The sequence below is a fragment of the Ensifer sp. 38_S197 genome (assembly GCF_056924495.1).
This window is the reverse complement of sequence record NZ_JBXOVZ010000001.1, coordinates 2,372,609-2,386,685: the sequence shown is the minus strand read 5'-3', so window position 1 is coordinate 2,386,685 and position 14,077 is coordinate 2,372,609. Positions and strand designations below refer to the sequence as shown.

General features: G+C 59.3%; 13 protein-coding genes. 3 read left to right on the top strand and 10 right to left on the bottom strand.

Annotation, left to right across the window (positions count from 1 at the left end):
• Window positions 1-310: 310 nt before the first annotated feature.
• Entirely contained in the window at window positions 311-1,303 is a 993-nt protein-coding gene (locus tag AC1Z3V_RS10945; protein ID WP_483498813.1) for a DMT family transporter, read from the bottom strand.
• Window positions 1,304-1,390: 87 nt separating this feature from the next.
• Between AC1Z3V_RS10945 and AC1Z3V_RS10940 the strand changes: the two genes are divergently transcribed.
• The gene (locus AC1Z3V_RS10940) at window positions 1,391-1,870 is read left to right on the top strand and encodes an Lrp/AsnC family transcriptional regulator (RefSeq protein WP_483499639.1); all 480 of its coding nucleotides are present in this window, start codon (window positions 1,391-1,393) and stop codon (window positions 1,868-1,870) included.
• Here the strand turns inward: AC1Z3V_RS10940 and AC1Z3V_RS10935 are convergent.
• The 9 genes from AC1Z3V_RS10935 to AC1Z3V_RS10895 form a co-directional block, all read right to left on the bottom strand.
• Window positions 1,845-2,063: a YunG family protein gene (locus AC1Z3V_RS10935; RefSeq protein WP_483498811.1), complete on the bottom strand. Its 219-nt coding sequence runs from the start codon at window positions 2,061-2,063 to the stop codon at window positions 1,845-1,847. The genes AC1Z3V_RS10940 and AC1Z3V_RS10935 overlap by 26 nt on opposite strands.
• Before the next feature lie 164 nt (window positions 2,064-2,227).
• Complete coding sequence (locus AC1Z3V_RS10930) at window positions 2,228-2,842, bottom strand: LysE family translocator (RefSeq protein ID WP_483498809.1); 615 nt, start codon at window positions 2,840-2,842, stop codon at window positions 2,228-2,230.
• A gap of 468 nt (window positions 2,843-3,310) precedes the next feature.
• Complete coding sequence (locus AC1Z3V_RS10925; protein WP_483498807.1) at window positions 3,311-3,724, bottom strand: hypothetical protein; 414 nt, start codon at window positions 3,722-3,724, stop codon at window positions 3,311-3,313.
• Window positions 3,725-3,741: 17 nt separating this feature from the next.
• On the bottom strand, window positions 3,742-5,376 hold the full coding sequence (locus AC1Z3V_RS10920; RefSeq protein ID WP_483498805.1) for a GMC family oxidoreductase: 1,635 nt from the start codon (window positions 5,374-5,376) through the stop codon (window positions 3,742-3,744).
• 1,271 nt (window positions 5,377-6,647) lie between these two features.
• Complete coding sequence (locus AC1Z3V_RS10915) at window positions 6,648-7,532, bottom strand: NAD(P)-dependent oxidoreductase (protein WP_483498803.1); 885 nt, start codon at window positions 7,530-7,532, stop codon at window positions 6,648-6,650.
• Window positions 7,533-7,675: 143 nt separating this feature from the next.
• Window positions 7,676-8,716: a zinc-dependent alcohol dehydrogenase family protein gene (locus AC1Z3V_RS10910; RefSeq protein WP_483498801.1), complete on the bottom strand. Its 1,041-nt coding sequence runs from the start codon at window positions 8,714-8,716 to the stop codon at window positions 7,676-7,678.
• A gap of 186 nt (window positions 8,717-8,902) precedes the next feature.
• Window positions 8,903-10,339, bottom strand: coding sequence for an aldehyde dehydrogenase family protein (locus tag AC1Z3V_RS10905; RefSeq protein ID WP_483498799.1), 1,437 nt, complete (start codon window positions 10,337-10,339; stop codon window positions 8,903-8,905).
• A gap of 95 nt (window positions 10,340-10,434) precedes the next feature.
• Window positions 10,435-11,406 (bottom strand): LysR family transcriptional regulator, encoded by a 972-nt coding sequence (locus AC1Z3V_RS10900; protein ID WP_483498797.1) that lies wholly within the window; start codon window positions 11,404-11,406, stop codon window positions 10,435-10,437.
• Between the two features lie 84 nt (window positions 11,407-11,490).
• Window positions 11,491-11,838, bottom strand: coding sequence for an EthD family reductase (locus AC1Z3V_RS10895; RefSeq protein WP_483498795.1), 348 nt, complete (start codon window positions 11,836-11,838; stop codon window positions 11,491-11,493).
• Between the two features lie 231 nt (window positions 11,839-12,069).
• Here AC1Z3V_RS10895 and AC1Z3V_RS10890 point away from each other — a divergent pair, with 231 nt between their 5' ends.
• Window positions 12,070-13,236: a CaiB/BaiF CoA transferase family protein gene (locus AC1Z3V_RS10890; protein WP_483498793.1), complete on the top strand. Its 1,167-nt coding sequence runs from the start codon at window positions 12,070-12,072 to the stop codon at window positions 13,234-13,236.
• On the top strand, window positions 13,226-14,053 hold the full coding sequence (gene panB, locus AC1Z3V_RS10885) for a 3-methyl-2-oxobutanoate hydroxymethyltransferase (RefSeq protein WP_483499637.1): 828 nt from the start codon (window positions 13,226-13,228) through the stop codon (window positions 14,051-14,053). Before AC1Z3V_RS10890 ends, panB begins: the two co-directional genes overlap by 11 nt.
• The last annotated feature ends 24 nt before the right edge of the window (window positions 14,054-14,077 follow it).

The window sequence follows — 14,077 nt, the reverse complement described above, 5'->3', positions numbered from 1 at the left end:
GCCGGACGGCTCTTCAGAGACGAGCCTGCACCGAGCTCGGTAATTGCTGCAAATCAAGCGACCCCTCGACGAAGTTCAGCCGCGGAAGCTGGCAGCCATATCGGCTTCGTGCGGAGCGGAGCCGGACTAATCGCTTGGGCTGGCGAAAGAGCTTCGAGAGGAGACGCGTCGTGCCCTTGTGGTCGATCATCTGTGCATTCACTAGCAGCTAAATGCGCCGGAGAGTCACGTCGCGCGCACATGGGTTCTCGAATGGTGAGTTCGGCCGACGCGGGCGCGGGTCATTATGTTCCCGATTCCAAAACGCCCCTCAAAAATCAACCGAATTTCTGTTGCAACAACTCCGACGCAGAACCCAAATTTTGGCGACCGAGTTTTGCGACAAATCGGACCGGGTGCGCGGCTTGATGAACGCCGCGACCGCAGCACAGACGCCGGCGAGCTGCAATGCTGCGCCGGTCGCTTCCGCAGGGGACGGCAACCGCCCCTCGAACATGAATCCGTAGGCGAGGCCGAACACCGTTTCCGCAACAATGAGCTGGGCGGAGAGAGCCAGCGGTAGCCGGCGTGACGCTACCACCCAGCACCAGGTCGCAAACCACGAACCGGCCAAGCCCATCACCAGCGCCCACCTGAGGAAACGCGAAACCTCGGAGATAGACGCCGTGCCCACCAGCTCAAAAGAAGCCAGCGGCAGCAGGAGCAGGCTACCCATCGCCGCGCCAATGCCTTGCAATCCTGTCCATTGTAATCCGTCCGGCGCGTCGGCCGACCGCATCACGGCCGCATTCGCCAGTCCGTAGACAATCCAGATCGCCAGCGCCGCCGTGCTGGTGAGAATGCCGAGCATGATCGACGCGGCATCGGAAACATTCGCCGCGCGGATCGTCGCGACATTGACGCTCGCCACCCCGACTGCGATCAGCATCAACGGCAAGGCGAGAACCTGCCACGGTGCGGAGCGGTGACGGATATTGGCGATAATCGCCAGAAAGACGGGCATGGTGCCGATGATGACCGGTGGAATAGCAGCCCCCGCGAGCTGCACGGCAAAGGCCGCGCTGACGAAATATCCCACATATCCAGCGCCACCGAGAAGCAAGCCGATCACCAACCGGGACGGCGCCATTCCAGCAGGCCGGAACCGTCGATCGATCATCAGCAGGAGGCAGGCCAAGCCAAAAATGCCATAGCGAGCAATGGTCAAATCCCATGCCGTGAACGGTGCGACGACGCGCGGGGCAACGAACGTCAGCCCCCATAAAGCGCAAGTGGTAAGGCCGGCGATGATCCCAAGCAGCATGACTTTCTCCTTATGGTGAAGATCATGCGGTGTGACCCGACGGTTTTATATGGAAAAGCAAAGGTACAGCGAGCTAACTTCCTCGTCATGTCAAAGGCAAAAGCACCTCAAGACCTTCAATCCGGAAAATCGACGTTGGACGAGACGGACGCGCGCCTTCTGGCCGCGCTCGATTCGGATGCCCGTTTGTCGATGAGCGAGCTTGCCCGCCTCGTCGGAATGTCGGCGCCGAGCGTGTCGGAGCGCGTTCGCAAGCTGGAGGCGACCGGCGTCATCCGAGGTTTCACCGTTGATGTGGATACGCGTGCGATCGGCTACCAGATACGGGCGATGGTGAGGATCAGGCCTCTACCCGGCAAGCTGCATCTTGTCGAAAGACTCATTCAGCAGCGGCCGGAGTTTGTCGAGTGCGACAAGATCACCGGCGACGACCCGTTCGTTGCGCGCCTGGTCGTCCATTCAATCGAGCAAATGGACGATGTTCTTGAAGCCCTCTCCGAACATGCCGTCACCAGCACGGCTGTCATCAAGGGCACCTCTGTCAGACGTCGCCTGCCGCCCCTGTAGCCAGGGCCGACTTCATGTCCAAATCTACATTTCGCAGGCGTCGCTTCCGCAAAATCTGATACTGCTTTTGGGAGGTATGGGAAAAAACCTCATCGCTATTGGAAGGAAGATCGGCGTAGGGAACCGGTTGCGATAATTGGCTTTCCGTGAAATCCAGGCGCTCACCAGGTGTACAAGATTGCAAAAGTGCCACGCTCCACCAACACCGGTTTTGACGATGTCACCCCCGAGAATGTGTGAACCACCAGAGCCGTCATGCTACGCTGGCCCCGCGCGAGGTTATCGGCAGCCATTTGCTCGATGTTTCGATGGACCAGGCGCGCTCCAAGGCTGACTGAAAGGCGACAACTCCATACATCAGCGTGCCGCCGCGACAGCAACGCCAGCACCAATCATGACGCCGCCGGCCGTTCGATTCACACGACGAACGACTGTCGGCGTCCGGAGCAGCTTGCGAGCGCGACCGGCAAGGATCACATGCACGCCGATCACGACCACCTCAACAGCGAGGATGACGGCCGCCAGCACGGCTATATGGCCGGGTGCGAGCGACGCTCCAACCACATTCGGCAAGAGTGCCACGTAGAACAGCGGCATTTTCGGATTGCCAAGGTTGAGGGCAACGCCGGTGGCGAAAACAGCTAGCAGGCCGCGCCGCTCGGAAACAGGTTGCAGCTCCGGCACCACAGGTTCGACCGTCCAGAGCTTCACACCCATCCAGACCAGGTAGGCAGCACCCGCATAGCGCAGGATTGTCATCACGACGCCCATCTCGGCCGCGATGATCGAAAGGCCGAAAGCGGCCAACGTCAAGAAAATCAGGATGCCGACGACCGTTCCCGCCCCGTAGGCAATCCCCGAGGCCGCACCATGCGAGATCGTGCGCGCGACGATCGTCATGTTGTCCGGGCCGGGACTGGCCGCGAACACGAAGAAAGCCGCTGCGAAGGCGAGTAAGGTCGAAAAATCCATGGAATCCCCGAATGTTATGATTGCTCTCGGGGCTTCAGAATACGCAAGTTCTTCCATTGGGAAAGGGCCTCCTGCAAAAATCGGGAGTTTTGCAGGAGCCTGAAATCCATACGAAATATGCGACCCCTCCTACCCAGTCGTCAGAATCCGAGACAGCGTTCTAGCTGATGCCAAGAACGCGAACGATCCACCGATAGCTACACCCTTCGGCAATCATACAGCGATCCGGGAGCCTACAGTTACGAGGAGAGTTACCGCCGACACGTCCTCACCAATCTCGAGCGAGGGGCAAAGTCACTCGGGTATCTCCTACTGACGCGTCAGCGCCCGGCTGAGCGTTTCTTAGGAATGCCTTTATTGGAGAGCGCGGCATTCGGCCATCCGGGGGCCGAAACGGAAATGCGGCGCGCAGCCTTCCGAGATAGATGCACCTCGGCCAAGATGCGCGCCGCCAAGTTCGATGGCCGTTTAGACCTCTACGTAGCAGGGCCCCCTCTCGATGATCGGCTCGACAGTCGCCATGATCTCGTCGTAGTCGGGATCCATTGGAAGAGCCTCGAACCCGGGAAACCGCAGCCCCTTGGCTACCTCTTCGGCTGAAAAGTACGCTCCCGCGACGAAACGGCCTATCACGTCGAGGTCATCGATAGGGATCGCGTTAACGGCTGCGAGCGGATCCTTGGGAGGTTCAGCCGGCAGCTTCGAAACCAGCTCGAGAAAACGCGGCGCAAGGTCAAACCGCGCCTTCAGTGCCCTCGGCAACAACGTTTCCCGAACGCCCGCGGCACTCGCCGAAGGCATGCCGAGTTCTGCATCTCCAGGAATCATGGCATCGCACAACCACGCCAGCTGCGGGCGGATATCGTCGTATGTCACGGACATGATTTGTACTCCTTATCTCAAGCAACCTGCGCGGAAACAGGCTGCTCGCGACGGTTATTCACGATCGCTTCCGCATTCCGCAGTGCTAGCGCTGCGACAGTTCCGGTTGGGTTCACCGGCCCGGAGGTCGGCATCACGCTACCGTCGATGACAAAAAGATTGGGGACGTCGTGCGCCCTGCCGAAGCCGTCCACGACCGACGTCTCGGGGTTGTTGCCCATGCGAGCGGCCCCGAGAATGTGCCAGCCTGTCTCCCTTGAGTCTGGCGCGATGACTGTTTCGTAGGCGCCTGCCTCGCGAAATGAGATCGCCGCATGCTCCTCGTGCCATTTCACCAGCTTGCGAGAGTTTTCATCGCATCGGTAGACGACCTTGGGCGCAGGAATGCCGTCCGCGTCCTTTAGATCCGGATCGATCAGAACCCGGTTTTCGGGGTTCGGAAGATCTTCGCCGATAATCGACCACATCCCGGAATGTCCGAAACGCTTGTAGACGGTCTTGTGGAATTCGGCGCCCCAACCCGCACGTTTTCCCCAGGGCCAGACGCCGATCGTCCCCAGAGGGCCGCCAGTCCCCATAAGCTGCCATTTGGCCCCGCGCACGAAGCCGACGCCGGGCTGCGTCTCGGTGAATTGCTGAGAATAGGCACGTTGCCCGGTCGGGCCCTGCCAGCTATCGAAGAAGTCGTCGAACAATCCCATGACCATGCCATGAGGATGCATCATGAGATTGCGTCCGACCATGTCGGAGCTGTTAGCCAGCCCCGTCGGGAACTTCGAGCTATGCGAGTTGAGCAGGATCCGCGGAGAGCCGATTCCGTTGGCACTGAGAATGACAATCCGTGCGCCCTGAAAATGGGTCTTTCCCGTCTCTCGATCGACATAAGTCACGCCAGTCGCGAGACCGGCCGAATCCGTTTCGACGCGTGCCACGCGGGCGCGCTGCACAAGCTTGACTCCGAGTTTAATGTTACCCGGCCAATGCGTGCGATCGACGGATCCCTTGGCTCCGTCGAAGCAGGCCGGCGCCATGCACGCGCCGCGGCGTACGCACGGGTTCATGCCATTGTGCTTGACGGTCGCAATTGCGTTGGTGCCAGGCCAGATATGCCACCCCAGGCGCTTGTGAGCGGCGAACATTTTCTTGTCCAGTTCGCCCATCGGCATCGGGGGGAGCGGCGGATCGAAGTGTGGGTAGGACGGATCGCCGCCTACGCCTGAAACCGACATCTGGATCTCCGCTCGCGCATAGTAGGGCGCGAGGTCCTCATAGGTAAGAGGCCAATCCTCGCCGACGCCATCCAGGGTCTTCACCCGGAAATTGCTCGGCTGGAAGCGGTGCCACGCAGCGGCGTAGATGACAGAGCTGCCGCCCACACCATTCCACATGAATGGCGTCACATCGGACTCTTTATCATTGATAGGGTAGTCCGCGCTGTTCATGCGCTTGTTCGGGGCCCAGCTGAACACCTGGTCCCTTGTCAGTTCGAAGGTCGGCTCCTCAAACTTTATTGATGTGTAGTTCGGGTATTCGCCCTGCTCGAGACAGACGACTGACATTCCCGCCTCTGCAAGGCGCCGCGCTGCTATCGCCCCACTCGGGCCAGAGCCTACAATTACAACGTCACATACTTCCTGCGATCCGGTATTCACGGCGCCTCCTCCTCTAGATTGGCGCGAACTTCTGCAAAGTTCATGCTCCGGCGACACCTCCGCGCGCACGCTGCACTCGGAATGCGTCGCTCCCGATGGCTATCTCGAACCGCAAAAGTCACGCCCCGCGGCTCGCCAAGGAAATCCATCAAGAACGTGCGATTGGTCGGCTCCCGTGCGCAGCTGCGACCACCGGAAAACTTAATCAATTGCACTACTTAGAAATGGTTCCTCCATTATCAGTAGACACAATGGGAGCCCCGAGGGGCAACATCGTTTGCGTAATGGCTGTCATTGTCGCGCCATATGGCTGGAGCACTCTTCGGTGGAGCGACGGCGAATATGCCGTCGGCATCTATGCCGTCGAGTTCCGGTCTGAAGTAACTGGTGGCCTCCTGTCTTGAGGCTTTCCAGGGCGAAAGGCGACATTCGTCAAAAGCTCAACGTGAGTTCCGGACGAGATGTAGAGAGTTCTCCAGGCCGGAGGATCAGACGAAACAGGATGGATCGCGTGCAGTTCCCGGAATGATAAGGGAAATCCGAGAACTGAGCTTCGGCGGCGGGAGAACGACGATACTGGTGCGTTCGCCTGTGCGGCCGGAGTGGCGATCCGAGATGCGGTCTCGTTTGGCCGTTTGGCTGCGGACGCGACTGGTTTCGGCACCACCTAAAGGTTGTTCAAGCGAGGGCTCTGATCGATTGGGAAGTCGTTCTTACCGTCGCGAGAACGGCTGGTATAGCGGATAGAACGAGAGTTTGAAGAGTTGTCGACACCCCGAGGGGCCTACCGAAAGGTGGCGCTCTTAATGCCTTTTGATCGGACCTTACCTCAGCTCTTGAAATTGTTCTTCCGTCTCAACGGAATAATCCAAAAAATGGACTGATCGAACCAGATATCGGATCGAGATGCGTTGGTGGCCGAATTCCGCAGTGATCCCCGCAGGCAGGCGGCAAAAGCACAACGCTGCCTACGGTGGTGCCCCGGTGCCTTGGCGTTGACTGCCAGCGGAATCGGGGATGCACCTCCGCCACATTAGGCATAAAAGCCTTTCCGGGCGAGGCGGAGCTCGCTGAAGCCCTGCGCATAGCTTGGCGCTGCAGATAGTGCAAATCCCCCTCGCCGGTACCAAGGAGGCCTGCTCCGTCTGCAAGCGGACGAGTCGCTCCTCACGTGGCGTTGGTTTCAGTGAAAAGCTCCGGCCTGGTGCAGGCCGAAGCACGCAACGATTCCATGGGGACCAGCGCGGTCTCTTCAACCACGCTGGCAATCGTCAAATCGTGTTCCCATAGCGCTCCAACAGTGGAATCTGCTCGGGGACGAAGGACATGCCATCCCCCCGTTGCACGAGCCCACGTAGCGTTTGCAGAATGGACTCGGCGACCAGATGGGCGGCGCCGAAACCTTCCGCCATAAGGTTGTAATAGTCGATATCCTTACAGGCATTGGCAATGCTAAACCGCAGTTGCTCGGTCTCGCCCAGGTTGATGAAAGGCAGCAGCCGATCGAGCGCGACGCCATCCCCTCCACCCTTTTTGAGGCAGTCCGTCAGGGCGTCCATCGCAATCCCCCCTCGTGACGCGCATGCTACCGCTTCGGTGATTAGCGTCACGGTGCCAAGGGACACGAAGTTGTGGAGAAGTTTCAACTTGTGGCCAGCACTTACGCCGCCGGCGTAAAACACATTCTCGGAAAAGCTCGACAGAAGAGGACGTAACCGCTCCACGACTGCCGGGTCTCCTCCGACGAGCAAATTTAGGCGGCCCTCTTCGGCCTCTTTCGGCGTCCTCGTCATTGGCGAGTCGACAAATCTCGCGCCTGTTGCCTCAACCTTTTCGGCCAGAGCAACCGTCGAGCTTGGTATGGCTGTCGAACAGTCAACAATGACATGCCCCGGCCCTATTGCCTCCAGAAGGCCGCCGGAGCCCATGAGAACATCCTCGACCTGCGGAGAGCCGGTGACGCAAAGGATGATCACATCACATGCTCCGGCCATCTCCCGAAGGCTGGACCACCCGACCGCTCCCGACGAGTCGATGTCATCGGTCGGCTGGTTCCCAGAGTGCCTTAGATAGTTGAGAGCCCAGCCCTTCTTGACGAGATTTTTTGCAATGCCATGCCCCATAAGCCCGACACCGACCAGCCCTATCCGTTCCATCGCCTCCACCTTTCATCTTCTTTTGGAAATGGCCATGCTTGCTCTCCTGGAAGTCTCTTTTCCAGACAACCGTGGACAATGCATGTTCCGCGCGAGCGGATCGCGGCGCCGACACCACCGTCAGCAGCGGCGACATATCGGGGTCAGAGCGTGACCGCGATCTTGCCGAAATGCGACCCCTTCTTCATGTACTTGAAGGCATTTGCAGCGTCCTTGAGGGGATACACGGAATCAATCACCGGTTTGATGCCGCCAGTCTCGATTGCGCGATTCATGTCCTCGAACCCGCGCCGCGATCCGACTGCGATCCCCTGGATGCGGACCATCGGTCCGATCAGCTGCCGCACATTCAGGGTCGTCTCGTAACCAGCAACAAAGCCCACGACAGCAATCGTGCCACCGAACGCGACACTCGAGAGCGACATCGGAAGGGTCGTGCCAATAGTTTCGACTATAAGATCCGCGCCCCGGCCATCGGTCGCATCCTTTACTGCACCCGCCCATTCAGGCGTCGTCTTGTAGTTGATCCCGACATCCGCTCCGAGGGCCTTGGCGCGCTGCAACTTTTCGTCGGAGGAGGAAAGAATGATCACCTTCGCACCCGACATCTTGGCGAACTGCAGTGCGAAAAGCGAAACGCCGCCGGTGCCCTGCAACAGGACGGTGTCGCCGGCCTTGACGGGGCCCGCACTCAAAGCCGACCACGCAGTCAGTCCGGCGATCGGAAGACACGCCGCTTCCGCATCCGACAGGTTTTCCGGCGCGCGAACGGCATCTTCCGCCGGCACCACGATGAACTCCTGCAGTACCCCACCGAGCGGAGCGCCCAGCGTTCGTTTGGCGCGTTGCTCGGGTGTGGGTCGGCCGTCGTGCCAACCCTGTGTGTAAATTGGCGTCACGCGGTCGCCGACAGCAAATCGAGTGACGTTGTCCCCGAGGGCGACGATCTCGCCGCACGCATCCGACGCTGGAACGAAGGGCAAGGGCAGACCGGGAATATATGTACCGGTGAGGACCGCCAGGTCGCGATAGTTTAGAGTCGCGGCTTTAAGATGTATCAGGATTTCCCCTGGCCCCGGGGTCGGGACATCTTCTTGAACAACTCTTATCTCGTCGAGAGAAAAGCCGAAGGCCTTCGCTGCTCTCATCTTCGAACGACCCAACTCAGTTTTCGACATTGCCATCTCATCTCCAATTAGCTGTGCGACCCGACGGCCCGCAGATGCGTCCGTCGCGCCGTGGTCTGACAGTCGCTCCAGCCGGGGCACCTTGGCCTTCGGGCGGAGCCGACAGCTGCTGCGCCTGTCCCGAAAGGCGGCTCAAGACAGCCGCTTTATTGGCATCAGGATCAGCAGAAACCTACTCCTCCGTCAGGCGTGCTGAATCACGACTGTCTTGATGTTGGAATAATCGTCCAAGGCGACGAGCCCCTTCTCGCGGCCGTGACCGCTTTTCCCGGTTCCACCGAAAGGCAGCTCGATGCCGGCGCCGGCACCATAGCAATTTATGAAGACCTGGCCGGCACGAAGTCGTTTCGACATCCGCATCTGCCGTCCGCCGTCATTGGTCCATGCGGCCGCCACGAGACCAAAATCCGTCCCATTTGCGATACGGACCGCGTCATCTTCATCCTCGAACGGCAGAGCGGCCAGGACAGGCCCGAACACTTCCTCTTGTGCAAGGGTATTCGAATGCGGAACGGGGCCGAACAAGGAGGGGCGGACGAAGAAGCCGTACGGATCGACGCCATCGGCGATCGTACCCTGGGCGAGCAGCGGGATGCCATCGGCCTTCGCCTGCTCGATAAAGCGCTCCACAGTGGCTTTCTGCTTTGCGGTGATGATCGGGCCGCAATCCAGATCCATCTCGGGCGAACCCACTCGCACTTTGCCGAAGGCCTCGGCTAGCCTGCCCATGAAATCTTCGTAGATGTTGCGCTGGACGAGCACGCGGCTGCCGGCGGAGCACGTTTGGCCGCTATTTTGAATGATCGCTCGGCAAATCGTCGGAATGGCAAGGTCGAAATCAGCGTCGCTGAAAACGACCTGCGGCGACTTCCCGCCGAGCTCGAGCGTGCAGTTGATGTAGTTGTCTGCTGCCGTCTTCTGAATGATCTGCCCGACTTCGGGCGAACCGGTGAATGAGATGAAATCCACCCCGGGATGACCGGCCAGCGCGGTTCCGATCTTGCCGCCGGAACCCGTCACGACGTTGATTGCGCCGTCCGGCAAGCCCGCCTCCGTCCCCAGTTCCGCCAGACGCAGGATCGATGCCGAGGCGGCCTCTGCCGGTTTCAAGACGGTCGCATTTCCGGCCGCGAGCGAGGGGGCGAGAGTGCGGCCGAACATTTGCATTGGATAGTTCCAGGGCAGGATGTGCCCGGTGACGCCCTTTGCTTCCCGAACGACTGCGACAAAGTGATTGTTCAGATACGGTATGGTATCGCCGTAGACTTTGTCGGCGGCGCCGCCGTAGTATTCGAAATATCGGGCGGCCGCGTCCACATCGTTGCGGGCTACCGTCATTGGTTTTCCGGTATCGCGCGCCTCTATGAGCGCAAGCTCCTCCTTATGCTCCTCAATTAGCGCCGCTAGTTTCAGCAGCAGCCGGCCGCGATCGGCAGCGGTCAACCGCCCCCATTGGCCATTGTCAAAAGCGCTCCGTGCCGCGAGAACCGCAGTATCGATGTCTTCGACTGTCCCGAGTGCGATGCGGCCGTATTCCTTGCCAGTGCTGGGGTCAATCGCGGCGGTGGTCTGCCCCGAGGTGCTCGCTGCCCATTTTCCGTTGATGAAGTGCTTTTCCACTGTCGGACCCCCTGAATTGAGACTGTTCGTTCAATTAGAGGGCGCTCCCCCTCGACTAGCAATTTGAGTTCGGCTCTCACTGCCATTGAGATCAGTTATGGGACGCCACCGAGTAAGTTGCTGTTCGACACGCGTGTAGCGAGCCACTCGCCTTCTTTAATCATCTCTGACATCAGGGAGGTCAGCAGATCGGTCACACGGACGGAAGCGCGCGTAACGATCTGCGCCGGATTTCGGACCACATAGATGCCGCGTCGGAAAACCGGTTTTATTATGCGCGCCGCAGACAGCTTCTGCTCCTGCAACTCATCCAATATCGCCGCGTGGGCGAGCAGGGAGTATCCCTCTCCCTGCGCGACCAAAGTTTTGATGTGCATTAGAGAATCCAGCTCAAATGCCACGTTCAGTGCAACCGCATTGTGACGTGTCTTTTCATCCACGAAGCGTCGGAGGCCGTGCTGCTGTGTGGGCAAGATAAGCGGGAACTGGTCCGGATTTGCGAGGCTGACGGGCTCAATTGCTATCCCGTACTGGTCCGCCGCTCCAAACGCCCGAGGCGGCCCAACGAGAAAGAGTTCCTCCACCGCAATCTGCGTCGCACTCAGAGCGCGCATATCCTGGACATTATACAGAACACCGATGTCGAGACTGCCCTCTTCAAGCCATCTCCGAATGTGACCCGACATGGCCTCCGATACATTGATCGAAATCCCAGGGAGCCGCTTCTTTGCCGCGACAACAAGGCGAGCACCGATCAGGGTGCTCACCGAGCTTGGCAGTCCTATCGAGACCGTCTCCTGAACGAAGACATCGTCGCTACGGATTTCCTCACGCGCCCGGGCTATCTCACGCAAGATTGTGTTTGCGTGTTCTCGGAAGATCCTGCCCGGTTCTGTTAACAGCACGCCACGCGACGTTCGCTCGAACAGCTTTATGCCAAGCTCGTCCTCCAATCGCAGAAGCATCTGACTAAGCGACGGTTGGGCGATGTCGAGCCGATCTGCAGCTCGTGTCACCGAGCCGAGTTCGGCGATCGCCAGAAAGCATCTAAGTTGTCGTTCCTCCATGGCTCCTCCCTCCAGGTGCAAACCTGTAATTGAGCCGACGAAGTCCCTAACCTCGCGTCAGCACAATATCTCGAGGCGGCGGCCTCAATTTCGCAGCCCGTCATCCTTCGGCCAGATAAAGCGCTCTTCGCTGACGATAACGCCGTTCAACTCCGACACGAAATTCGGGATATCGGCCAGCAGTTCAACGCCCTGAGGACTGGCGAAAGCTGCGTCGTGCGCCTCCCGGCTCTCAAACCACAGTTCCGAAAAACCGTCGTAAGGAATACTAGGATTTTCCGCCCGATTGATAAAGTTAATGGCGTAGCGCCTGAGACCTGGAATCCGCTGGCACAACTGAGCATGAGTGTTTCTCCAATGAGCTAGAAACTGCTCATCGCTCAAATCCTGCCGCTTCTTCAAGAAGCCAATGCGTTTCGCGTATTTAGCCATTTGATTCCCTCCAGAAAGGACCGTCCGTCCTGTTGTCAGGTACTTGATCGACGTTATCCGCGCACAGAACTCAGAAGGGCACAAGACGCTTATTTCGTCTCTCAGCCATAGCTTTTTTCAATAGCCTCCGCGTCATCGATTTGTTCAATCGGTGCAAGAGCGATCGGCGAATGGCGGACAAAAACCGGTTCTGTGAGTATCGCCGGAGAAGGTCGAATCTGGGATGGATACATGCGTCAGGATCTTGAAGGGATCACCGTTGTTGCGCTCGAGCAGGCAGTTGCCGCACCCTACGCCAGTTCGCGCCTTGCCGACGCGGGCGCCCGTGTCATAAAGCTGGAGCGGAAGGAAGGAGACTTCGCACGCAATTACGACACCCTCGTAAAAGGGCTCAGTGCATACTTCGTTTGGCTCAATCGCGGTAAGGAATCGATCCTGTTCGACCTCAAGGACGAGGCGGACAGAAATTTGCTCCATTCCATGCTGGCCAAAGCCGACGTCTTTATCCAAAACCTCGCTCCGGGCGCGACCGAACGAGCTGGTATCGGAAGTGCGGAACTCCGCAAGCGGTACCCGCGGCTGATCACCGTCGATATTACGGGCTACGGGTCGTCGGGCGACTACCGTTCGATGAGAGCTTACGACCTCCTGGTGCAAGCGGAAAGCGGCCTCGCCCTTCTCACCGGGAATGAGGCGGGGCCGGCGCGGGTCGGTGTCTCAGTCTGTGACATCGCCTGCGGCATGTACGCGCATCAGGCCATTCTGCAGGCTCTGTACGCGCGCGGGGAGACCGGCCAGGGACGCGGCATTGAAGTCTCCTTGTTCCACAGCTTGGCCGATTGGATGAATGTACCGCACCTGCAGTTCCAATACGGCGGACATCATCCTTCGAGAAATGGCCTGGAACACCCGACCATTGCCCCTTACGGCGTTTTCGAGTGCGGCGGCGGCGAGAAGCTTCTCTTGTCGATCCAGAACGAGCGCGAATGGGAAAGGCTTTGCGTGCGCGTTCTGGAAAGACCGGATCTGCTTACTCAAGAGCGGTTCGCGAGCAACAATGCCCGCGTCAAGCATCGCCGGGAATTGGAGGCCGTTATAAACTCCATCTTCCGCGAACTTGCCCGTGACGCAGTGGCCGAGCGGTTGCTGAACGCCGAAATCGCATTTGGACGGCTTTCCTCGCTCGATGACCTCGGACGCCATCCTCAGCTTCGCACGATTGCTGTCGATACGCCGGCGGGTCAAGTGGACCTGATCGCGCCACCTGTCCTCCCGTTGGCTGGACAAACGCATTTCGGAGCAGTCCCATCGCTCGGCGAACACGATGACGCCGTCCGCCAGGAATTTGCGTGCGGCGAACGGAAAGACAGACCGCAAGTGGCAGCCAATGCCGGCTGATGGGGACAAGGCTCGCGCAGCCGTTCGTGCGACCAAGGTTTCGGACATCAGGAAGCGCAAGGCAGGTCCAAAACTCGTCTGCCTGACGGCATACAGCACCCCAATCGCGCGGTTGGTTGACGATCACTGCGACATTGTTCTCGTCGGCGACAGTCTTGGAATGGTGGTGCATGGGCTTCCGGACACCACTGGGGTCACCCTCGATATGATGGCGCTTCACGGCAAAGCCGTCCGGCGTGGTCTTAGGAGGGCGCTGATGGTCGTCGACCTGCCTTTTGGCTCCTACGAGTCCACAAGACATCAAGCGTTCGAATCTGCTGTCCGGCTCATGCGGGAGACCGGGTGTAACGCCGTCAAGCTCGAGGGCGGGGCGGAAATGGCAGCCACAGTCGCCTTCCTCGTGGAGCGTGGCATCCCCGTGATCGCTCATATCGGTCTAACTCCACAGAGCATAAACGCCCTCGGCGGGTACAAGGTGCAGGGACGAGGCGACGGCGGGCAAAAGCTTATCAGCGATGGTCAAAGGTTGGCTGACGCCGGCGCCTTTGCGATCGTCATCGAAAAGGTCGCCGAGCCAATCGCAAGGCGCATAACCGAAATGGTCGACGTCCCGACGATCGGCATCGGCGCTTCGCCGGCTTGTGACGGCCAGATCCTGGTCACCGACGACATCCTGGGGCTCTTTCAAGATTTCAGGCCCAAGTTCGCCAAGCGGTACCGAGAGACGGCGTCGGACATGGCAGATGCGGTTGCGGAATTTGCACGCGAAGTGCGAAGCGGGATTTTCCCGACAGAGGAGCACTGCTTCGGGGAATAGGCCTATTTTCATTTCACGCTTTTG

Coding starts and splice junctions, on each gene's coding strand:
- AC1Z3V_RS10930 (WP_483498809.1), bottom strand. CDS start 2,842: ATGGATTTTTCGACCTTACTCGCCTTCGCAGCGGCTTTCTTCGTGTTC.
- AC1Z3V_RS10945 (WP_483498813.1), bottom strand. CDS start 1,303: ATGCTGCTTGGGATCATCGCCGGCCTTACCACTTGCGCTTTATGGGGG.
- AC1Z3V_RS10910 (WP_483498801.1), bottom strand. CDS start 8,716: ATGGCAATGTCGAAAACTGAGTTGGGTCGTTCGAAGATGAGAGCAGCG.
- AC1Z3V_RS10895 (WP_483498795.1), bottom strand. CDS start 11,838: ATGGCTAAATACGCGAAACGCATTGGCTTCTTGAAGAAGCGGCAGGAT.
- AC1Z3V_RS10925 (WP_483498807.1), bottom strand. CDS start 3,724: ATGTCCGTGACATACGACGATATCCGCCCGCAGCTGGCGTGGTTGTGC.
- AC1Z3V_RS10915 (WP_483498803.1), bottom strand. CDS start 7,532: ATGGAACGGATAGGGCTGGTCGGTGTCGGGCTTATGGGGCATGGCATT.
- AC1Z3V_RS10900 (WP_483498797.1), bottom strand. CDS start 11,406: ATGGAGGAACGACAACTTAGATGCTTTCTGGCGATCGCCGAACTCGGC.
- AC1Z3V_RS10890 (WP_483498793.1), top strand. CDS start 12,070: ATGCGTCAGGATCTTGAAGGGATCACCGTTGTTGCGCTCGAGCAGGCA.
- panB (WP_483499637.1), top strand. CDS start 13,226: ATGCCGGCTGATGGGGACAAGGCTCGCGCAGCCGTTCGTGCGACCAAG.
- AC1Z3V_RS10940 (WP_483499639.1), top strand. CDS start 1,391: ATGTCAAAGGCAAAAGCACCTCAAGACCTTCAATCCGGAAAATCGACG.